This is a genomic window from Proteiniborus sp. MB09-C3 (genome assembly GCF_030263895.1).
Lineage (GTDB): Bacteria > Bacillota > Clostridia > Tissierellales > Proteiniboraceae > Proteiniborus.
Genome location: NZ_CP127161.1, coordinates 602,212 through 622,998 on the forward strand (window position 1 = coordinate 602,212; position 20,787 = coordinate 622,998).

The following is a 20,787-nucleotide window of genomic DNA, read 5'->3' on the forward strand; positions in this document are numbered from 1 at the left end:
GTATTCAGATGATTGGAATAGTCATAGTATCTCATAGCAATAAAATATCTACTGGAATAGTGGAGCTGTGTAAGGAAATGGTAAGGGATGATATTAAGATAATATCTGCTGGTGGAACGAGAGACGGGAAATTAGGTACAGATGCAACTCTAATTATGGAAGCAATTGAAGAAGCCAATAGTGGTGATGGAGTAGCTATATTGGTTGATATTGGTAGCTCCATAATGAGTTCAGAAATAGCTGTAGAGATGCTGCCAGAAGATATGAGGAAAAATACTATTATTCTTAATGCGCCTATAGTTGAAGGCAGCTTAGCAGCTGCTATACAGGCATGTATTTCAAATGATTTGGAGGATATAAAAAGGGCTGGAATGGAAGCAAAATATATGGATAAGGTTGAAAGTTAATTATCACTAAAATGTTTGAACAATCTAGATACATAAAGGGGTGTGTTAAATGGGAGATGGATTTTTTAGAAATATCATTAATAATCCAATAATCGCAGCTATAAATGACATGAATAAAGCAGAGGCTGCTATTAACTCACCTTGTAAGATAATCTTTTTATTAGCTGGAGACATATTTAACATAAAAAGCATTGTAGGCAGAGTAAAGGAAAACAACAAGCTTATTTATGTTCACATAGATTTAATGGAAGGCTTTTCAAAAGATGTTACAGCTTTAAGGTTTATTAATGAACATATATGTCCAGACGGAATAATTACAACTAGAGGGAATCTAATAAAGGCTGCAAAGGAAATGAGTATTTTTACAATACAAAGACTATTTGTTTTAGATTCATTGTCCTTGGATACTGGAATAAAATCCATAAAAAGTACTAGGCCGGATGCAGTAGAAATATTGCCTGGAATTATGCCAAGAGTAGCTAAGTCAATACATAGTGAGACTAGAATTCCAGTAATAACTGGAGGATTAATAAGTGAAAAAGACGATGTAATCCAAAACTTAAGATCGGGTGCAATTGGCATATCTACTAGTAAGGAAGATATCTGGTATATGTAGTAGTGTACAGTCTAGGTGTGTCCTAGTTGTATAAAACAAAAAATAAGGGGGTGTAATGATGAAGCATTTAGGTACAGTTATCGGAACTGCCATAGCAGGTATTTTTGTTATGAGCGTTTGGGGAGCATTTGCTAGTGCATATGGAATCGCTGGTGGATGGTTTGCAGGACTTTTAATCATCGGCACAATGTGGTTTTTAAACCACGCATTAGGTCTAATTAATAATGATGGCGCATTTGTAGACATGGCAGTGGGTATAGGAATGGCGGGTACAATGAGAGACGTATTCATGAACGGAGGACAGGTATTTGTAGATGCATTGCCAACTTTAGTAGTGGTACTTGTAGGTGGTATAGTAGGTGGTTTTGCAGCATCTAAGTTTGAAAAGTATTTAGCTTCAAAATAATAGTCAGAGCTTTAAAAGCGAGTAAATTGAAAATAATAAAAATATATTAAAAAGGGGGGCTAAGGATGACAGTTCAATATGCAATAGCAACATTTGCAGGAGCATTTATATTTCCATTTTTAATTAGAATGATATGGGGAAAGATGTGTGAAAACTGGGGCAATATAGGTGGATGGATGGCAGCTGCCTTTATAGTTGGTCTTTGCTGGACATTGAATCACGGCGTTAGCATGATACATCAAACCGGTGCATGGATAGATATGGCTTGGGCAGCAGGAATCGGATTATTTACAGCTTCAGTAGCTAGTGGAGATAAGTTCGGAAAGGGCGCTGTTAACTATATAGTAGCATTAATTGGTGGCACCTTAGGAGGATTTATATTATCTTGTTTCCTATAAAAGCACACTTGAATATTTGACGTATAAGAACTAAACTGAAATAAGGAGGGTACGATATGGAAAAGAAATATGTTTTAGCCTTTGACCAAGGAACTACAAGCTCGAGAGCAGTACTGTTTGATAATGATGGAAAGATAATAGGTGTTGCTCAAAAAGAATTTACACAGATATATCCTAAGGCTGGGTGGGTAGAGCATGATCCTATGGAAATATGGGGAACTCAGAGCGGAGTAGCAAGAGAAGTTCTAGAAACAGCAGGAGTTAGACCTGAGGAAGTTGCTGCCATAGGTATCACAAATCAAAGAGAAACCACAGTTGTTTGGGATAAAAATACTGGAAAACCAGTATACAATGCAATAGTTTGGCAATGTAGAAGAACTGCTTCCATATGTGATAGTCTGAAAGCAAGAGGACTCGAAGAATATATCAGAGAAAATACAGGACTTGTTGTAGATGCATATTTTTCTGGCACAAAAGTAAAATGGATATTAGATAATGTAGAAGGTGCTAAAGAAAAAGCAGAAAATGGAGAACTGTTATTTGGAAATATTGACACTTGGCTCATTTGGAATCTTACAAGAGGAAGGGTTCATGTAACTGATTATTCAAACGCTTCTAGAACCATGCTTTATAATATTAGAGAGCTTAAATGGGATGAGAAAATATTAGAAGAACTAAATATTCCTAAATCCATGCTTCCAGAAGCTAGACCATCTAGTGAAATCTATGGCTATACAGATGAAGCAACCTTTGGCGGCGCTATGATTCCAATAGCAGGCATAGCAGGAGACCAACAGGCTGCATTGTTCGGTCAGGCTTGCTTCGAGCCTGGTATGGCTAAGAATACCTATGGCACTGGATGCTTCATGCTGATGAATACAGGAGAAGAAATGGTTCCATCTAAGAATGGTCTTCTTACTACAATAGCATGGGGAGTAGATGGAAAAGTTGAATATGCTCTAGAAGGAAGTATATTCATAGCTGGTGCAGTAGTACAATGGCTAAGAGATGAATTGAAACTAATAGATAGTGCAAAGGATAGCGAGTACTTTGCAACAAGAGTAGAAGACAATAATGGAGTCTACTTAGTGCCGGCATTTGTTGGATTAGGAGCACCATATTGGGATATGTATGCAAGAGGAACTATAGTAGGCTTAACTAGGGGAGCAAACAGAAACCATATTATAAGAGCGGCTTTGGAGTCCATATGCTATCAAACTAGAGATGTTCTAGAGGCTATGCAAGAAGATTCAGGCATAGATCTTCAAGCTCTTAAGGTAGATGGCGGAGCAGTAGCTAACAACTTCTTAATGCAATTCCAATCAGATATTCTAGGCGTACCTGTTCATAGACCAGAGGTTATAGAAACAACAGCACTAGGAGCTGCATATCTAGCAGGTTTAGCAGTTGAATTCTGGGAGAGCAAGGAAGAAATAGCTAAGAAATGGAATGTCGATAGAGTATTTGAACATGATATGGAAGAAGATAAGAAGGACGCTTTATATGACGGCTGGAAGAAAGCTGTAGGTAAGGCACTTAAGTGGGAAGAAGCATAGGGGAATCCAGACAATTTAAGGATAAAAAACATAAGACGGTGAGACTAGAGTAAGAGAGCCGCACAATCTATACCTATGATAAGATAGGGTGGATTTGTGCGGCTTTTTTTACTACGTCAAGGTATTAGATTAGATGTCATCCTGAGCGCAAGCGAAGGGTCTCTCTTTAGGACTTTTTAATACGGAGCTTTTATATATTGTTAAAGTAAAAAGGGGTGAATCAAAAGATGTATGACATTGCAATAATAGGGGCTGGTGTAATAGGAGCATTTATTGCAAGGGAGCTTGCACGATATGAGCTAAATATAGTGTTGATAGATAAAGAAAATGATGTATCTAATGGAGCTTCTAAGGCAAACAGCGCAATAATACATGCTGGATACGATGCTAAGCTAGGAACAAATATGGCGAAATTCAATTCACTGGGTAATCCTATGTTTGATAAAGTATGTGAAGAGCTGGATGTTGAGTTCAAGAGAACAGGCTCATTTGTTGTAGGATTTGATGATGCTGATATGGAAACAATAAAAGAGCTGTATCAACGAGGTTTGGATAATGAAATTGAAGGACTAGAGATAATTGATGGAGATAAAGTAAGAGAAATGGAGCCTAATTTAAACGATACAATAAAAGGAGCCCTATATGCACCTACCTGTGGGATTATCAGTCCATGGGAGTTGACTATAGCCTTGGCTGAAAATGCAGCAGATAATGGGGTAGAGATCTTACTAAATAATGAGGTTGTAGATATAAAAAAAATAGAATTAGGATATAAGATAATTACAAATAAAAGAGAGATAGATTCTAAATATGTAATAAACTGTGCAGGTGTCTATGCAGATAAAGTAAATGATATGGTATCTAAAGACTCATTTATAATAACTCCTAGGAAAGGACAATATTTTGTACTAGATAAAAGTGTAGGTGACTTTGTAAATACAGTAGTATTTCAATGCCCTTCAAAGGTTGGGAAGGGTATACTGATAGCACCAACTATTCATGGCAATTTACTATTAGGACCTGATGCAGAAGATATAGAGGATAAAGACGATGTTTCGACTGCTTCGGAAAATCTAGAGTATATAAAGGAAATTGCTAAAAATTCATCATCTAGTGTTCCTGTAAGTAAAGTAATAACTACGTATTCAGGTCTAAGATCAGAGGTCAGCACTGGAGACTTTATTATTGGAGAAGCAAAGGATGCAAAAGGATTTATAAATGTTGCAGGTATTAAATCTCCAGGTCTATCATCATCACCAGCTATAGCAGAATATGTAGTTGACATAATGAAAGGTATAACAGGGGAGCTCAAGGAAAAAAGTGACTTCAATCCAAGGAGAAGAAGAGTTATTAGATTTAATAATCTAGGTGATGAAGAGAAAGCTGAGCTAATAAAGAAAGATCCTAGTTTTGGGAGGATAATATGCAGATGTGAAAGTGTTACTGAAGGTGAAATAGTGGACATTATTAGAAGAAATGCAGGAGCAACTACAGTAGATGGAGTTAAGAGAAGAGCAAGACCAGGAACAGGAAGATGTCAGGGAGGATTTTGTGGGCCAAGAATAGTTGAGATATTAGCTAGGGAGCTTAATAAAGACATGGATGAAATAGTGAAAGATAGAGAAGGCTCATATATATTGATTGGCAATACAAATAAAGGGAAAAAATAAGGGGGTGATGGAGTGATAGAGTACGATATTGTAGTTATTGGAGGAGGTCCAGCAGGCTTAGCAGCAGCGGTAGAGGCTAAGAAAAGTGGAGTAGATAGTATTCTAGTAATAGAAAGAGACAGAGAACTTGGAGGCATACTACAGCAATGTATTCACAATGGATTTGGTCTTCATGTATTTAAAGAAGAGTTGACTGGACCTGAATATGCTGAAAGGTTTGTAGATAAAATAAGAGAGCTTAACATTGAATATAAGCTTGATACAATGGTTCTAAATATTACAGAGGACAAGATAGTAAGTGCAATGAATTCAAAGGATGGATTAATTAATATAAAAGCAAGGGCTGTAATACTTTCTATGGGCTGTAGAGAGCGAACTAGAGGAGCTATAAATATTCCTGGCACAAGGCCCTCAGGCATATTTACAGCAGGAACTGCTCAACGATATATTAATATGGAAGGCTACATGGTAGGCAAGAAAATATTTATACTAGGTTCAGGAGATATCGGACTTATAATGGCTAGAAGGCTTACATTAGAAGGAGCAGAGGTTATAGGAGTAGCAGAGCTTATGCCTTATTCAGGAGGACTTACGAGAAATATCATTCAATGTCTTCACGATTATAATATTCCTTTATTTTTGAGCCATACTATAACGAGGATAGATGGAAGAGATAGAATTGAGGGAATAGTATTATCAGAGGTAGACGAAAATAAAAGACCTATAATAGGAACAGAAAAATACTTTGAATGTGATACATTACTATTGTCAGTAGGCTTGATACCTGAAAATGAGCTTTCAAAAAGTGCTAACTTAAAGCTTGACAATATAACTGGTGGTCCTATAGTAAATGAGTCTATGGAAACCACTGTAGAAGGAATCTTCGCCTGTGGCAATGTAGTCCATGTTCATGATCTAGTGGATTATGTCAGTGAGGAAGGAAGTAGAGCAGGAAAGAATGCAGCAAAATATGTCCTAGAGGGATTGGGTAGAGTAGAAAGGATTATTAATACTAAATTAGGAAAAGGAATTAGATATATAGTGCCTCAAGTAATAAGATTAGAAAATATAGATAATTCAATAACCCTTTTCATGAGATCAGATGATGTATATTCTGATGTAATTATGAACATTAAGCTAGATGAAGAAGTAATTAAAAGGATAAAGAAGAGAACCCTCACTCCAGGAGAAATGGAGAGAGTAAATATAGATATGAGCCTCTTAAAGGATAATATTGCAGAGACCTTGGTTGTAGAGTTAGATAGGGGGGAGGAGTAGCATGGAAACTATTTGCATTGTTTGTCCTATAGGATGTCGTCTAACTATTATTAAAGACGATACAATTCCTGCTGGATATGTAGTTAGTGGGAATCAATGCAAAAGAGGAGAGCGCTATGGAATACTTGAAATGACAAATCCTACTAGGGTAATTACTTCAACTATAAAGATTAACAATGCACATCTAAAAAGATTGCCTGTAAAGACTAATGGCGCAATACCGAAGGATATGAATTTTAAATGTATGGAACTCATAAATTCCCTTGAAGTCCAAGCACCAGTAAAGGTAAAACAAGTTATTGTAAAGGATATATTAGGAACAGGAATAGACTTAGTGGCTTCAAGGAGTATGGAATAATATAGGATCAAATAATACAATTAAGCTTTAAAGGCATCTACATTTTAATAAGTAGATGCTTTTTCATATTTGCTTAAAACAGTTTAAGCTCAATATAGATAACACGACAAAAATATACTGCTTTGGAATTATATTTGTTAAATAACATTGTGAGAGGGGAAATATAATAGAAAAATCTAGGTCTATAACATGGTTACTGAAAAAATCTGTTTTTTTTCGTTTGTCATTCTGAGACGCAGTCAAAGAATCTCATCTTTTCAATACATAAGAGATTCTTTTCTGATGCTCAGAATGACAGAAAAGAAATTTTTCAGTGGCTTCTTTATAACCTAGATTTTTTCTATTAAAAACCAGAAAAAATCATTGATATCTGATATTGAAAACGGTTAAAAATTTTTAAATATTTGGTTAAACTGTTGACAATAGATATAAATAAGAATATCATGTATATGTACATATACCCATATGGATATATTAGCTTATGACTTCTGTTAAAAATGTAGAACCTTGAATATTAGGGAGGGATTTAGGATGATAAATAAAACAAAGCTATATTTGTTTACAGGGTTTCTAGGAGCAGGAAAGACTACTTTTTTAACCAGTATACTTAATGAACTATCAGACAGAAAAGTAGGAGTTATAATGAATGAATTTGGAAAGGTCGGCATAGATGGAGCTATTATTAAAAAGGATGATTTAGAGCTTATAGAAATAAATAGAGGCTCAATATTTTGTTCATGCTTACAGCTTTCATTCGTATCTGCACTTATAGAAATGGCAGAGCGTAATATGGAATATGTTTTTGTTGAAAGCTCTGGATTAGCAGACCCATCAAATATAGGGGAGTTTCTAGAGGTTGTAGAGGTTGCAAAAGGAGATGTTTATGAGTATAGTGGAGCTATTTGTGTAGTAGATGGAGTAAATTTTCTTGAGCAAATTGAGGATATAGAAACAGTAGAAAGACAGCTTAAGTTCTGCAATCTTGTAATCATAAGTAAGGTAGATTTAATAAACAAGGAAATTTTAGATAAGGTTATAGATAAAATTAAAGAAATAAACCATAAGGTAGAGATTCAAAAAGCCACACATGGAAAATTAGGTTACAATATATTAGAAAAGAACCTTATGGAAAATGCTTGGGTAGGTACAGAAGAAACTACTAATTCACCTGAGAATAAGCCAAAAACTTTAACTTTGACGTATGATGGCGAAATAACTAAAGAAAGTCTTATTCAATTCTTAAATATTATTAAAAAAGATAGTTATAGAATTAAAGGCTTCTTTAAGCTTGAAGATGGATGGAATCAAGTTGATGTAGTCAATAGGAGAATAGATTTTAAACATACTGATAAGGAAGAGTCTAGCTCTCAATTAGTCATAATATCTAAAATAGGACCTCAAATAATTAAACCAATATTCAATGCTTGGGAAGAAATAGTAGGCAGAGAAATGAAACTAAGATAGGAAGTGATGGTTTGAATAATCTAATAAATTTCTTCAAAATACTTTCAGATGACACGAGATTAAGAATACTAGTTCTTTTGTATCACAAAAAACTTTGTGTCTGTCAGATGTGTGGCATAATGGAAGAATCACAGCCAAAGGTGTCTAAACATCTTGGAAAGCTTAGAGATATGGGATTTGTCAAGGATGAACGTCAAGAACAATTTGTATTTTATGACTTAAATCTTCAGGATGAAGCTTTAAAAGAAATATTGAAAAGGATTGTAGACAACAAAGATAATTATCCAATCTTGGAAGCTGATATAGAGAAAATTAAAGGTGTAGAGAAATATCTTGAAACATGTAAAGGCTAGGAGATGATTTTTATGCATCAGATTTTTACAGTATTAAATGATCAATTGTTAAAAATGAAATGGCTCTGGGAGCTGATCCGTATACTTGTAGAAAAGGTATTTGGTTTGTCTATAAATGATAGGCTAGGCGGAAGCATACATTTTTTCATATATGACACAATTAAAATTTTTATACTATTATCAGTGCTAATTTTTGCTATATCGTATATTCAAAGCTATTTTCCACCAGAAAGAACGAAAAAAATTCTTGGTGGCATAAAAGGTGTAAAAGGAAATATACTAGGAGCGTTGTTAGGAACTGTAACTCCATTTTGCAGCTGTTCGAGCATACCTATTTTCATAGGATTTACATCAGCAGGACTCCCTTTAGGAGTTACATTCTCCTTTCTTATATCTTCTCCACTTGTTGATTTAGCTTCCTTTTTATTGTTAGTTTCATTTTTTGGCGCAAAGATTGCAATTGCTTATGTTGCTGTAGGGTTAATACTTGCAGTAGTAGGGGGAACTATCATTGATAAGCTAAATATGTATGAATATATTGAAGACTATGTATTGGGAGCAAAAAGCGTAGATACTGAAATTACGGAGATAAGCTGTGGAGAGCGAATATCATTTTCTAAAGATCAAGTTAGGGACATTATAAAAAAAGTGTGGATATATATATTAATCGGAGTAGGTATAGGAGCAGCTATTCATAACTGGATTCCTCAATCAGTAATAGAAAATATTATAGGTAATAACAATCCATTTTCTGTTCTACTAGCCACAATTATTGGAGTTCCAATTTATGCTGATATATTTGGCACTATTCCTATAGCAGAAGCATTAGTCGGGAAAGGTGTAGGAATAGGTACGGTCTTAGCTTTTATGATGGGAGTAACTACTCTTTCTCTCCCTTCTATGATTATGTTAAGTAAAGTAGTAAAACCCAAATTATTAGCAATATTCATAGCTGTAGTAACAATAGGGATTATCATTATTGGATATGTATTTAATGCATTCTCATATGTTTTTGTTTAAACCTTGGAGGTGTAATATATATGATAATTAGAATTTTAGGTACTGGATGCTCAAAATGCGATAAATTAGAGAAAAATGCAAAGAAAGCAGTAAAAGAATTAGGAATAGATGCTATTATTGAAAAGGTATCAGATCTTAAGGAAATGGTGGCTTATGGTGTTATGGAACTACCTGCTCTTGTAATTGATGACGAAATTAAGTCGAAGGGAAAGGTATTATCTTCAGATGAAATAAAAAAATACTTAAGATGAGTAAGGGCAGTGATGATATGATGTGGGGAGATAAAAGATATCGATCATTTAACTATGAAATGAAAAAAACATTTAAGTCTAAGGTAATAAAGCTGTCCTTAGATGGTGGATTCACTTGTCCCAATAGGGATGGAACTTTAGGCAAAAGAGGCTGTATATTTTGTGGAGAAGAAGGCTCAGGAGAGTTTGCCGCTTCTCGGTGTTTAGATATCAGAGAGCAGATTGAGAGCCAAAAAAAGCTTTTATCGAAAAAGTGGGATACCGGAAAGTATATTGCCTATTTTCAGAACTTTACCAATACCTATTCTACCTATGAAGACCTGAAACAAAAATACTATTCTGCCATATCTCAAGAAGGAGTAGTAGGTCTAGCTATAGCTACAAGACCAGATTGCTTGTCTGAAAATGTAATGGATTTATTAGAAGAGATTAATAAAAAGACTTTCTTTTGGGTTGAGCTTGGACTACAAACTATACATGAGAGAACGGCTAAGTTTATTAGAAGAGGCTACTCTTTAGATTGCTACGATGAAGCTGTCAGGCAGCTTAATAAAAGAAACATAAAAGTAGCTACTCATCTGATATTTGGATTACCTAATGAGTCAAGAGAAGATATATTATCTTCCGTAAAGTACGTAGCTGCTACGAATACCTGGGGTGTAAAATTTCATCTACTTTATATACAAAAAGGCACAGACCTCTATGAAAGCTTTAAAAAATCGCCCTTTCACATATTATCTAAAGAGGAGTATATATCTTTAATTGTAGATGGCATAGAGTACCTACCTCCAGACATGGTTATCCATAGACTAACTGGTGATGGAAAGAGAACTTTATTGGTGGAGCCACTATGGAGCTTAGATAAGCTTAGAGTATTGTCCGAGATTGATATGGAGCTCAGAAGGAGAGACAGCTATCAGGGAATAAAGAAAGTATATTAAAGCTTTCATATAAACATAAAGCTAATACGTCTATGCGAAAAACAGCTTGATTAATATTACAGGCTGTTTTTTTATAGCCTGTAATTGTGAACAAAAAATAATATTTCGACACACGAATAATATTAAAGGGATTTTTAGTAATATGTAGAATAATTGAGAATACCGTATAAAGAATAATATAGAATCTTTGTATGTAAATTAGAGTAGAAATTATTGGGGTGGTGAGATGGAAAAAAAGAATGGGCTTGCAAATATAATTGAGAATTTGAAACTTAAATATTTGTCTCTATGGTGGAAAGCTAGTACTGCTTTTTATTTCTTTGAGAAAGAAATTAAGCTTACAGAAAAGTTAAGAAATGAAAGAAAAATAGAGGATTATAGAAAAAGGCTTTTTAATGAACTTCACAAGATGCCAGAGGAAGAGAATAAAATCAAGGAATGGAATAATAGAATCTTTTCCTTGATAAAAGATATAGAAGTTGGAATTACTGGAGAAGAAGAGAGCTACATTGATTTTTTCGTGGAAAAAGGCTATTCATTAATTACTGAGGAGTTTATTAAAGAGGTTAGAAGCTTTGATACTGATATGGATGTTTATGATATATTTCAAGCTATTAGAAACGTATGGATTATGAATAGCATACAGGTATTTTTTAATATGGAAGTGAAATTGACACCCTCAATTTTTTCATATAGCATGCTATATCCCTATAGTGATAACTATTTAGATGATATAGAGGTAACAGCTAAAGATAAGATTAGTTTTAATAATAAATTTAGAAGATGGTTGTTTGGAGAAGAAGCGGAGATTTCAAATACAAATGAAGAGAAGGTATATCAGCTTGTTAAAAAAATTGAGGCAGAATTTCCTAGAGAGATATATAATCAGGTTTTTGAAAGCTTATTGGCTATCCATAAAGGTCAAGAGAAAAGCCTTATTCAGCAGAGAGGAGAAAGTATTCCCTATGAAAGAGATATAATCGGTATTAGTTTTGAAAAAGGAGGGACATCAGTATTAGCTGATGGCTATCTTGTAAAAGGAGAGCTATCGGCAGAGGAAGCAGATTTTATGTTTGGATATGGTGTATTTCTACAGATTATAGATGATCTTCAGGATATAGAGGAAGATTTAAGCAATGGACACATGACTATACTTTCACAGATTGCTCAGAAGTGGCCCTTAGACAATTTGATTAATAAATTACTATGGTTTATTGAAAAAACTATAAATAATGCCAAGTCTTTCTCATCAAAAGATTCTATGAAGCTAAAAAAAGTCATAAAAAAAAGCTGCATTATCATGATTTTTGAAGCAATATCTAAAAATAGAAAAAGATTTAGTAAGAAATATATTAAAGAGCTGGAAAAATACTCAATACTCAGATTTTCATATTACAAAAAATTAAAGAGACGATTTCAAAAGGAATTTTCATCACAGGATATTTTGCATATCTGCACTGTACTGAGTAAGGGATACGACTCTAAAAAAGAAGAGGTGATTTAGTTGATAACTTATAAAAGGTGTACAGAGGTAAATGAAGATATTATATTTCAGGCTTTTAAAACTGGATTTTCAGATTATATCATAAAGATTGAGATATCAAAGGAATTCTTTATTAAACGCTTTTTTGGACCAGAAGGAAATAGCTTAAAGCATTCTGTTATCGCTCTTGATGGAGATATGCCAGTAGGACTCAACTTAGGTGGAATCAAAGTATATGAAGGAATAAAAACACTTAGATGCGGGGCTCTTTGTATTCATCCAGACTATAGGGGTACTGAGGTTGGAAAACAGCTCTTTGAGCTTCATAGGGTGATAGCTTTAGAGAATAGCTGTAAACAGATGTTTTTAGAGGTTATAGTAGGCAATGACAGGGCAATTAATTTTTATAAGAAAAAGGGCTATGAAAAGGTATATGGTATAGCATACTACTCTCATAGTAACCCTTCAGAGATTAAAGCCGCTTTACCAAATAGTTTAAGAGTTGAGAAAGTAGATATGAATATTTTAAGAACCTTAGGTCATGAAATACAGGACATACATATAAATTGGCAGAATGACTTTGATTATATCAGTCAAATTGACGGTCAAGTGCACTATGGAGTATTTAAGGATGAGAAGCTAATAGGAGGACTAAGTATTCATCCTAAAGGAAAGATTAGTTTTTTGTGGATTAATCCAGAGATTCGCTATCATGGTATAGGTCAGGGTATTATAAATTATGCTGTAAAAGAGCTTAATATAGAGAAGCTGGCGATAAATTTTTCTAATAATGCGAGCCTTTTTGGTTTTGTAAAACATCTGAATTTTGCTAAGGATGCTATCTCACAGTATGAAATGTATCATATTCTATAGAATACAGAAAGTATGAATTAGATTGACTTTTATATTAAAAAATATTAATTGTTCATGGGGGAACTACAATATGAGAATTGAAACAGAAAGACTATATTTACGTCATTTTGATATGGAAAAGGACTTGAAAGCCTATGCTGATATCATGGGAGAAAATGAAGTTGGAAAATGGCTCCCAAAAGGAGAGGGACATACAATAGAAGAGACAGAACGGTTTATGAATTATATATTGAAGCATTGGGAGAAATATAACTATGGCATATGGGCTGTTGTTGACAAGGAAACTGATTGTTTATTAGGCCATTGTGGGCTGAACTTCATAAGAGATCTTTCAGAAACAGAGGTTTTATATGCATTCGGCAGACATGCCAGAGGAAAAGGATATGCTACAGAAGCAGCAAAGGCATCTCTTAAGTATGCATTTGAGAAACTGGATTTTGATCATATAATAGCTCTTGCCAAGCCATTAAATAAAGCTTCAATTAATGTAATAGAGAAATTAGGACTTAAATTCGTAAAAGATATGGAGTTATTTGATATGGAGGTAAAATATTTTAATATTACCAGAGAGGAATATGAGAGCATTAAAAAATAAATCCTATAACAGTAAACAAACTTTCAGAAATTACTTATACTTTGAGTTTTTGTTCTAATAATATTTATTTGCATTTTCAAGAGCCTTCAATTAAGAGGGTTCTTTTTTATGACCTAACCCGATTTTCCGAGCGTTTTTGTCGGAAAATCGCTGGTAGGTCAAACGCAACGAGCACCAAATTTATGAAGGGTAGCGAGCAAATAAATTTGTGTTGCGAGACTGCGGAAAAAAATTCAAATTAGAATGAACTTTTTCCATAGTGATATACTCTTATATATGAAAGAAGGTGCTAGAGTGGACACAGAATTACTAGTGAAAAGAGCAAAACAGGGAGACAAGGACGCGCTAGTTCAGCTAATTATGGATAAAAAGCAGGACTATTATAAATTAGCTTTTATATATATGAAAAATAAGGATGACTCATTAGATGCAATGTCTGACATGATTGTAATTGTGCACGAAAAAATTCACCAGCTAAAAAAACCAGAGGCCTTTTATAGCTGGAGCAAAACTATTTTAGTAAATTGCTGTAAAAAGCTCTTAAAGGAAAAAAGTAAGCTGATTTCATTAGAAATTGTTGAGGAGCAAGGCTGTGAGAGTGAGTTGAAAATAAAGGAAGATCAAATTATAGTAGAGGAGCATTTGTCAAAATTGAATGAAAGGCATCAAGAGGTCATCAGACTTAGATATTTTCTAGGTTTAGATTATCAGACTATATCAGATATCCTGAAAATACCTCTTGGGACAGTAAAATCACGTATTTCTATAGGTCTCAAAAATTTAAAGGAAAGCCTTGGAGGTGATAATTATGAAAGAAATTGAAAAGATTCTTAGTGGAAAGAAAGCTGATATAGATAAATTACAGGTACCAGAAGAATTAGAGTCAAGACTATATAAAGCATTAGAAAATAGCTCACCCTCCAAAGTGAAGAAGAAAAACTGGAAGGCAGTAGTTGCAGCCGCCTGTGTTGCATTTTTACTAATAGGATATAACTTTAATGCTCTAGCATACTATGGGAAAAAGCTTCTTGGATATGATCAAATAATGAATGGAACTCTAAGACAGTTAAATGAACTAGGAAAGGGTCAGCCCATAGGGAAAAGCTATACCTTCAAAAATGGTCTATCTGTGACATTGGATGGAATAATGGTTGATGAAAATCAGCTTTTAGCCTTCTATACGATTAAAGATCCAAAGGGTGAAATTGACAAGGCTAAGAATACTAACATGTTATTTATTAAAGGATTTATTAAGGAATATAGTTCTCAGGGCGGACAAGGGGAAATGAATGTTGAAAAAACGGAAATAAAATGGGTTCATAGCTTTGAAAAACCCTCCATATTCGAAAAAACTCTACATTTAAAGATGTATTTAGTGGAAGACAATAAAATGGAAGAAGGAGATATTAGCTTTAGAATCGATCCAAACAAGGCAATGGGACACACATTGAAGCAAAGCATTAATAAAACGATTAAAGCTGGGGACACCAAAATTCATTTAGAATCAATTGTAGCTTCTCCTACAAAAACTGTCTTACATGGAAAGATACAAAATATTATAGAATTAGCTATTGATCAAATACTGGGGGAAAGACTTCGTCCTAAAGATATTGATATAAAATTAATTGCTAATGGACAAGAAATAGATTATCAAGGCGGGGGTATGACCACAGATAATAAGGGAATTAGATTTCACAGTGAATATGATGCTTTGCCAGAGGATTTAGAATCTATTCAGTTATTTGTAAAAAGCTTTTCAGTAGATAAAGATGTCAATAAAAAAATAGAAATTAATGAGGACTTAAATAAGCAAGAGTTTGAAGTCTTAGGACAAAATATTGAATTAAATAAGATATACGAATTAGATGGAAGCACTTATATCACTATTACTACAAGTGATGATGTCATTCTTACAAAGGTAGGACTTATAGTAGATGGAGAAAGAGTAAGCCTTAAGGAGACTATTAATAGTAATATTGATAAGCTAAAGGATAGGGGAATTATGCATACTCGAACATTGCATTTTCCTAAAACAGGTAACAAATATCAACTGAGTATAGAGAAAATGACTTATACAGAGCCATATAATAAGACTATTGATATACCTCTAGATTAGATTATAATATCCAACTTTAGATTGTATTTATGCGACAGGTGAGTTAAATCCTGTCGCATTTTTTCATCTAGAACCAGAAATCATTTAGCTATAAATTGAAGGAAAATTGAAAGATATATTTTAGATTAAAGAAAATATGTCGAGAAAGAAAAAAACAAAATAACATCATGTAGTAGTAGGAGATGGTATAATAGTTATATATTGTTTTTTTGTAAATAAAGAGTTATATGCTGTATAGGCATAAAAGGATATGAAGAGGTGAAAATAGGTATGATTAAAGAGCTAAATCTGAAAAATATAGAAATGGCAAAGTGCATATTAGAATTACAGAAAGCTTCATATAAAGTCGAAGCCGAGATTATAGATTTTTATGAAATACCACCGTTAGAGGACACAATAATTAGCTTGCAGGAATGTGATGAGACTTTTTATGGATACTATATTAATGACATTTTGGCAGGTATAATTTCATATAAAATTATTGACAATGTTTTAGATATACATCGGGTTGCAGTACATCCTAGCTTTTTTAGAAGAGGAATTGCAGGAAAACTGATTAGTTTTGTAGAAGAAGTTAATGGTAGCATAAATAAAATAGTAGTATGCACTGGAAAGAAAAACCTGCCTGCTATTAACCTATATATAAAAAATGGATATCAAAGAGTAAGGGATAAAGAAATAAGTAGAGACATTTATTTAACTGAGTTAGAAAAAATACTTGAAATCTAATTTGAATATACTTAAATGTACAGTTATTAAATGACATCAATTAGAACAGAATTTATGTATAATCCTGCATTATTGGAGGTGGAAGGATGGAAATAGAGCAATTAAAACGTAAGCTGAGAGAGTTGAAGAAGGCTGAAAAGCGAATACGTTTTAATTATGAATCATCCTCGACTACAAAGAAGTATGTCTGGGCTGATTACTTTTCCACAAAAGCATTTAATGAATTAACAGTAAAGTATCCACTATGGAAACTCATTAAACTCAGTAAGCAAGAGCTGGAAGAAGTATTTGAGGAATACTTTTATAGTGTTTATTTTCAGCAATGTAAGGAAAACGGGTTGAATTTTGATGATGTCTATGATGTGGATATTCTATCAGTTTTTGGTTTAAGTCCAGGAGTAACTATTGATGATATAAAGAAGAAGTTTAGAGAACTTGCAAAAAAATATCATCCAGATCATGGCGGAGACAGTGATAAGATGGTTGAAATAATAAATGCATATCATAAGCTAATTAATAAGGAATAGCGACGGGCATATTTACTTATGCTAAAGGAAAGGTGATGTTATGAGCTTTTTAAATAATTTTTATCCACAAGATTTAGGTAAGCTCCTAGCTGGAATGAACTGCGAGAAAAACCATGTTGGTTGTTCAACGGCAGGAGTATATAGGTATTATAACGAAAGAATTTCATACTATTTGAAGATTCAACCTGCTTCACATGGACTTGAAAAAGAGCACGAAATAATAGGCTGGCTGCAAAATAGATTGCCAGTTCCTAAAATAATATATTTTAATTCCTATAATGGTTTTGACTATATGCTTATGACTGAAATTGATGGAGAAATACTTTGTTCAGACAATTTAATATCTAAACCAGAGGAAACTGTTAAGCTATTAGCCGATGGAATAAAAATGATTAAGTCTATTCCAATTGATGACTGCCCTTTTGATAATAGATTTGAAGTAAAGCTAAAGGAAGCGTTGTATAATATAGAAAATGATCTCGTAGATATGTCTGATTGGGAGAAAAACAACAGATATAATACTCCTCAGGGGTTACTTGAGTACTTGAAGAACAATAAACCTAAAACCTATACACCTGCATTTACTCATGGAGATTATTGCCTTCCTAATATTCTCTGTAAGGATGGTAAAGTTAACGGCTTTATTGATTTAGGACGAAGTGGAATAGCCGATATATACCAAGATATAGCCTTATGCGTCAGGTCTTTGAAGCATAACTTTGGAACAGATAAGTATACTGATTTATTCTTTGAGCACTTAGAGATAAAACCAGATTGGGAAAGAATAGATTATTATATACTTCTTGATGAACTGTTCTAGTTAAAAAATATGACTCTTATTCAATGATAGCTTGCATTATGAATAATTGAATCATGTCATTAGAAAGAGGAGGAATATAGATGAGCATTGAGAAACTAAAAAAAATTATAGAAGAGAGCAATAATATTGTATTTTTCGGAGGAGCAGGGGTTTCTACTGAAAGCAACATACCTGATTTTAGATCTAGCTCTGGGATATATTCAACTGAAAGCAGTCTGAAATATCCACCTGAAATGATATTGAGCCATAGCTTTTTTGTGAAGCATACAGAAGATTTTTATAGCTTTTACAAGACAAAGATGATATATAAAGAGGCTAAGCCTAATGATGCCCATATTGCACTAGCAGAACTAGAAAAAAGGGGTAAGGTAAAAGCTGTAATCACTCAGAATATTGATGGACTGCACCAAATGGCAGGCTCAAAAAATGTACTTGAGCTACATGGGTCCATATATAGAAATTATTGCACAAAATGCAATAAATACTTTGACCTTGACTATATTATTGAATCTACTAGTATACCAATATGTGATGAATGCAATGGTACGGTAAAGCCGGATGTAGTTCTGTACGAGGAAAGCTTGGATATGAACGTACTAGACAGAGCTTTAAAATATATTCAAGAAGCAGATGTCCTAATAGTTGGAGGAACGTCTTTAACTGTTTATCCAGCAGCTAGCTTAGTCCAGTATTATAATGGAGACAAGTTGATTTTAATAAATAAATCTCAAACACAATATGATAGAAGAGCTGCTTTGACCTTTAATGAAAGCATAGGCAAAGTACTTAAGCAGGCTATATGAAAAAAATAGAGTATTATAGTAAATGCGACAAGAAAAAATCCCTTGCCGCATTTGCGCTTTTATTATGTATATGTTATAAAGAATTATAAACAAAAGAATAGGAAGGAAAATAATATGAACCTTGTAAGTATAGAGAATATTTCAAAAAGCTATAGCGAAAAGCAATTGATTAATAATATAAATTTTGGCATAAATGAAGGCGATAAAATAGGTGTTATTGGCATAAACGGTACAGGTAAATCCACACTATTGAAAATAATTGCGGGAGTAGAAGCTGCAGATGAGGGAAGAATTATAAGAGGCAATTCTGTGAGAATAGAATATCTATCACAGAATCCGGATTTTGACCCTGAAATAACGGTGCTGGAGCAAGTTTTTAGAGGCAGCTCAGATGTTATGAAAGTAATTAGAGAATATGAAAAAGCCCTCCAAAATCCAGACACACCAATTGAAAAGATCACAAAGCTTACAAGTGCCATGGATGCAGCAAATGCATGGCAGATAGAGAGTGAAGCAAAAGCAGTGCTTACCAAGCTTGGTGTCCTTGATTTTAGTGCAAAGGTAGGTACCTTATCAGGAGGGCAGAGAAAAAGAATAGCCCTAGCCTCTGCATTAATTACCCCTTCAGAATTGCTTATTTTAGACGAACCAACAAACCATCTCGACAATGATACAATAGATTGGCTGGAGCAATATCTAAACAAGAGAAAAGGCGCACTTCTGATGGTTACCCATGATAGATATTTTTTAGATAGAGTAGTTAATCAAATAATCGAGCTGGATAGCGGAAATCTCCATGTGTACAAGGGAAATTATAACTATTTTCTTGAGAAAAAATTAGAAAGAGAAGGAATTGAGGCTGCTAGCGAGAGAAAAAGACAAAGCCTAGTGAGAAAAGAGCTAGCATGGATAATGAGAGGTGCAAAGGCACGAAGTACTAAGCAAAAGGCTAGAATAGAACGGTTTGAAAAGTTAAATGAAAAATCTATAGATTCAGTTGATGAAAAATTAGACATATCAGTAGCTAGCAGTCGTCTTGGGAAAAAGGTAATAGAGCTTGAGCATATCAATAAGTCCTTTGATGATGAAAGGGTAATAGATGATTTTAGCTATATAGTCTTAAGAGATGATAGAGTAGGTATAGTAGGGCCAAATGGGAGCGGAAAGTCAACGCTTATAAACATAATAAGCGGAAGACTAGCACCTGATAGCGGAAAACTAGATATAGGAGAGACCGTAAGAATAGGAGTGTTTTCTCAGGAAACATATCATATGGACGATAGCCTAAGAGTGATAGAATATATTAGAGAAGGAGCAGAGTTTCTGTCTACAGCAGAAGGACAAAAAATAAGTGCTTCACAAATGCTGGAGAGATTTTTATTTCCTCCCCATGAGCAATGGGCTCCAATATCTAAGCTTTCTGGAGGAGAAAAAAGAAGATTATATTTACTAAGAGTGCTTATGGACGCACCAAATGTATTATTGCTGGATGAGCCAACTAATGACTTGGATATAGAAACTCTTACAATTTTAGAAGATTATTTAGACGATTTTCAAGGAGCGGTTATTGCCGTTTCCCATGATAGATATTTTTTAGATAAAATGGCAGAGAAAATATTTGTTTTCGAAGGAAATGGAAGGATAAAACAGTATACTGGAAATTATTCATTATTCAAGGAAAATAAAATTGTGGATAGCGAAGAAAATACTAATAATAGAGAATCTAGCAAAGACAAAGATACAGATAATAAGAGTAATCTGGGAAAAGAAAAGGAAAAACCGCTGAAATTTACTTTTAAAGAGCAAAAAGAATATGATGAAATAGATGACATAATTGCTGAGCTTGAAGGAAAAATACAGGATATAGAGACTAAAATTAGCAAGGCAGCTACAGATTATGTATTATTACAAGAGCTATTGACTCAAAAAGAAGAACTAGAAAAGCAGTTAGATGAAAAGATGCAGAGATGGGTATATTTGAATGAATTAGCCGAAGAAATTGAAAAAAATAAGAAGTCATAGAAAAAGTATCAGAGGATGCACGTAATAATCCAAATTGACTAACACGTACATCCTTCATTTACTAAATTGTATAAGAGTAGTGTGATGCCATATTGTGAGGT

At 33.8% G+C, this 20,787-nt stretch carries 23 protein-coding genes; all 23 read left to right on the forward strand.

The genetic code is table 11. The features are described from left to right. The first annotated feature begins 8 nt into the window (after positions 1-8). The 23 genes from dhaM (at position 9) to QO263_RS02985 (ending at position 20,686) form a co-directional block, all read left to right on the forward strand. Positions 9-407 carry a dihydroxyacetone kinase phosphoryl donor subunit DhaM gene (gene dhaM, locus QO263_RS02875; RefSeq protein WP_285626222.1) on the forward strand — a complete coding sequence of 133 codons (399 nt, stop codon included), beginning with the start codon at positions 9-11 and terminating at the stop codon, positions 405-407. Between the two features lie 49 nt (positions 408-456). Further along, complete coding sequence (locus QO263_RS02880) at positions 457-1,023, forward strand: glycerol-3-phosphate responsive antiterminator (RefSeq protein ID WP_285626225.1); 567 nt, start codon at positions 457-459, stop codon at positions 1,021-1,023. A gap of 58 nt (positions 1,024-1,081) precedes the next feature. Then, the gene (locus QO263_RS02885; protein ID WP_285626227.1) at positions 1,082-1,429 is read left to right on the forward strand and encodes a Lin0368 family putative glycerol transporter subunit; all 348 of its coding nucleotides are present in this window, start codon (positions 1,082-1,084) and stop codon (positions 1,427-1,429) included. A 65-nt stretch (positions 1,430-1,494) separates the two neighbouring features. Next, entirely contained in the window at positions 1,495-1,827 is a 333-nt protein-coding gene (locus tag QO263_RS02890; RefSeq protein WP_285626229.1) for a Lin0368 family putative glycerol transporter subunit, read from the forward strand. A gap of 56 nt (positions 1,828-1,883) precedes the next feature. Beyond that, entirely contained in the window at positions 1,884-3,383 is a 1,500-nt protein-coding gene (gene glpK, locus QO263_RS02895; protein ID WP_285626231.1) for a glycerol kinase GlpK, read from the forward strand. A 227-nt stretch (positions 3,384-3,610) separates the two neighbouring features. Beyond that, on the forward strand, positions 3,611-5,053 hold the full coding sequence (locus tag QO263_RS02900) for an NAD(P)/FAD-dependent oxidoreductase (RefSeq protein WP_285626234.1): 1,443 nt from the start codon (positions 3,611-3,613) through the stop codon (positions 5,051-5,053). 15 nt (positions 5,054-5,068) lie between these two features. Continuing rightward, the gene (locus tag QO263_RS02905) at positions 5,069-6,331 is read left to right on the forward strand and encodes an NAD(P)/FAD-dependent oxidoreductase (RefSeq protein ID WP_285629182.1); all 1,263 of its coding nucleotides are present in this window, start codon (positions 5,069-5,071) and stop codon (positions 6,329-6,331) included. A gap of 1 nt (position 6,332) precedes the next feature. After that, on the forward strand, positions 6,333-6,689 hold the full coding sequence (locus tag QO263_RS02910) for a DUF1667 domain-containing protein (RefSeq protein WP_285626236.1): 357 nt from the start codon (positions 6,333-6,335) through the stop codon (positions 6,687-6,689). A 531-nt stretch (positions 6,690-7,220) separates the two neighbouring features. Further along, entirely contained in the window at positions 7,221-8,153 is a 933-nt protein-coding gene (locus QO263_RS02915) for a CobW family GTP-binding protein (RefSeq protein WP_285626238.1), read from the forward strand. 11 nt (positions 8,154-8,164) lie between these two features. Then, a complete protein-coding gene (locus QO263_RS02920) occupies positions 8,165-8,506 on the forward strand; it encodes an ArsR/SmtB family transcription factor (protein ID WP_285626240.1) in 342 nt (113 codons plus the stop codon). 3 nt (positions 8,507-8,509) lie between these two features. After that, positions 8,510-9,526 (forward strand): permease, encoded by a 1,017-nt coding sequence (locus QO263_RS02925; RefSeq protein ID WP_285626243.1) that lies wholly within the window; start codon positions 8,510-8,512, stop codon positions 9,524-9,526. Positions 9,527-9,546: 20 nt separating this feature from the next. After that, positions 9,547-9,777: a thioredoxin family protein gene (locus tag QO263_RS02930; protein WP_285626245.1), complete on the forward strand. Its 231-nt coding sequence runs from the start codon at positions 9,547-9,549 to the stop codon at positions 9,775-9,777. Positions 9,778-9,794: 17 nt separating this feature from the next. Further along, the gene (gene mnmL / locus QO263_RS02935) at positions 9,795-10,718 is read left to right on the forward strand and encodes a tRNA modification radical SAM protein MnmL/YtqA (protein WP_285626247.1); all 924 of its coding nucleotides are present in this window, start codon (positions 9,795-9,797) and stop codon (positions 10,716-10,718) included. A 226-nt stretch (positions 10,719-10,944) separates the two neighbouring features. Continuing rightward, complete coding sequence (locus QO263_RS02940; protein ID WP_285626249.1) at positions 10,945-12,222, forward strand: class 1 isoprenoid biosynthesis enzyme; 1,278 nt, start codon at positions 10,945-10,947, stop codon at positions 12,220-12,222. After that, on the forward strand, positions 12,223-13,074 hold the full coding sequence (locus tag QO263_RS02945; protein WP_285626251.1) for a GNAT family N-acetyltransferase: 852 nt from the start codon (positions 12,223-12,225) through the stop codon (positions 13,072-13,074). A 70-nt stretch (positions 13,075-13,144) separates the two neighbouring features. Beyond that, complete coding sequence (locus tag QO263_RS02950) at positions 13,145-13,669, forward strand: GNAT family N-acetyltransferase (RefSeq protein ID WP_285626254.1); 525 nt, start codon at positions 13,145-13,147, stop codon at positions 13,667-13,669. A 294-nt stretch (positions 13,670-13,963) separates the two neighbouring features. Further along, entirely contained in the window at positions 13,964-14,491 is a 528-nt protein-coding gene (locus QO263_RS02955; protein WP_285626256.1) for an RNA polymerase sigma factor, read from the forward strand. After that, positions 14,478-15,785, forward strand: coding sequence for a DUF4179 domain-containing protein (locus QO263_RS02960; protein ID WP_285626258.1), 1,308 nt, complete (start codon positions 14,478-14,480; stop codon positions 15,783-15,785). The genes QO263_RS02955 and QO263_RS02960 overlap by 14 nt, the downstream gene beginning before the upstream one ends. Before the next feature lie 270 nt (positions 15,786-16,055). Next, the gene (locus QO263_RS02965; protein ID WP_285626261.1) at positions 16,056-16,514 is read left to right on the forward strand and encodes a GNAT family N-acetyltransferase; all 459 of its coding nucleotides are present in this window, start codon (positions 16,056-16,058) and stop codon (positions 16,512-16,514) included. An 86-nt stretch (positions 16,515-16,600) separates the two neighbouring features. Continuing rightward, complete coding sequence (locus tag QO263_RS02970) at positions 16,601-17,041, forward strand: J domain-containing protein (protein WP_285626263.1); 441 nt, start codon at positions 16,601-16,603, stop codon at positions 17,039-17,041. A 40-nt stretch (positions 17,042-17,081) separates the two neighbouring features. Next, entirely contained in the window at positions 17,082-17,861 is a 780-nt protein-coding gene (locus tag QO263_RS02975; protein WP_285626264.1) for an APH(3') family aminoglycoside O-phosphotransferase, read from the forward strand. Between the two features lie 80 nt (positions 17,862-17,941). Continuing rightward, positions 17,942-18,664: an NAD-dependent protein deacylase gene (locus tag QO263_RS02980; RefSeq protein ID WP_285626265.1), complete on the forward strand. Its 723-nt coding sequence runs from the start codon at positions 17,942-17,944 to the stop codon at positions 18,662-18,664. A gap of 114 nt (positions 18,665-18,778) precedes the next feature. After that, entirely contained in the window at positions 18,779-20,686 is a 1,908-nt protein-coding gene (locus tag QO263_RS02985; protein WP_285626268.1) for an ABC-F family ATP-binding cassette domain-containing protein, read from the forward strand. The last annotated feature ends 101 nt before the right edge of the window (positions 20,687-20,787 follow it).

Bases quoted from the DNA above. Each gene is read 5' to 3' on its own strand.
- dhaM (WP_285626222.1), top strand. From the start codon at position 9: ATGATTGGAATAGTCATAGTATCTCATAGCAATAAAATATCTACTGGA.
- QO263_RS02880 (WP_285626225.1), top strand. From the start codon at position 457: ATGGGAGATGGATTTTTTAGAAATATCATTAATAATCCAATAATCGCA.
- QO263_RS02885 (WP_285626227.1), top strand. From the start codon at position 1,082: ATGAAGCATTTAGGTACAGTTATCGGAACTGCCATAGCAGGTATTTTT.
- QO263_RS02890 (WP_285626229.1), top strand. From the start codon at position 1,495: ATGACAGTTCAATATGCAATAGCAACATTTGCAGGAGCATTTATATTT.
- glpK (WP_285626231.1), top strand. From the start codon at position 1,884: ATGGAAAAGAAATATGTTTTAGCCTTTGACCAAGGAACTACAAGCTCG.
- QO263_RS02900 (WP_285626234.1), top strand. From the start codon at position 3,611: ATGTATGACATTGCAATAATAGGGGCTGGTGTAATAGGAGCATTTATT.
- QO263_RS02910 (WP_285626236.1), top strand. From the start codon at position 6,333: ATGGAAACTATTTGCATTGTTTGTCCTATAGGATGTCGTCTAACTATT.
- QO263_RS02915 (WP_285626238.1), top strand. From the start codon at position 7,221: ATGATAAATAAAACAAAGCTATATTTGTTTACAGGGTTTCTAGGAGCA.
- QO263_RS02925 (WP_285626243.1), top strand. From the start codon at position 8,510: ATGATTTTTATGCATCAGATTTTTACAGTATTAAATGATCAATTGTTA.
- QO263_RS02930 (WP_285626245.1), top strand. From the start codon at position 9,547: ATGATAATTAGAATTTTAGGTACTGGATGCTCAAAATGCGATAAATTA.
- mnmL (WP_285626247.1), top strand. From the start codon at position 9,795: ATGATGTGGGGAGATAAAAGATATCGATCATTTAACTATGAAATGAAA.
- QO263_RS02940 (WP_285626249.1), top strand. From the start codon at position 10,945: ATGGAAAAAAAGAATGGGCTTGCAAATATAATTGAGAATTTGAAACTT.
- QO263_RS02950 (WP_285626254.1), top strand. From the start codon at position 13,145: ATGAGAATTGAAACAGAAAGACTATATTTACGTCATTTTGATATGGAA.
- QO263_RS02960 (WP_285626258.1), top strand. From the start codon at position 14,478: ATGAAAGAAATTGAAAAGATTCTTAGTGGAAAGAAAGCTGATATAGAT.
- QO263_RS02965 (WP_285626261.1), top strand. From the start codon at position 16,056: ATGATTAAAGAGCTAAATCTGAAAAATATAGAAATGGCAAAGTGCATA.
- QO263_RS02970 (WP_285626263.1), top strand. From the start codon at position 16,601: ATGGAAATAGAGCAATTAAAACGTAAGCTGAGAGAGTTGAAGAAGGCT.
- QO263_RS02975 (WP_285626264.1), top strand. From the start codon at position 17,082: ATGAGCTTTTTAAATAATTTTTATCCACAAGATTTAGGTAAGCTCCTA.
- QO263_RS02980 (WP_285626265.1), top strand. From the start codon at position 17,942: ATGAGCATTGAGAAACTAAAAAAAATTATAGAAGAGAGCAATAATATT.
- QO263_RS02985 (WP_285626268.1), top strand. From the start codon at position 18,779: ATGAACCTTGTAAGTATAGAGAATATTTCAAAAAGCTATAGCGAAAAG.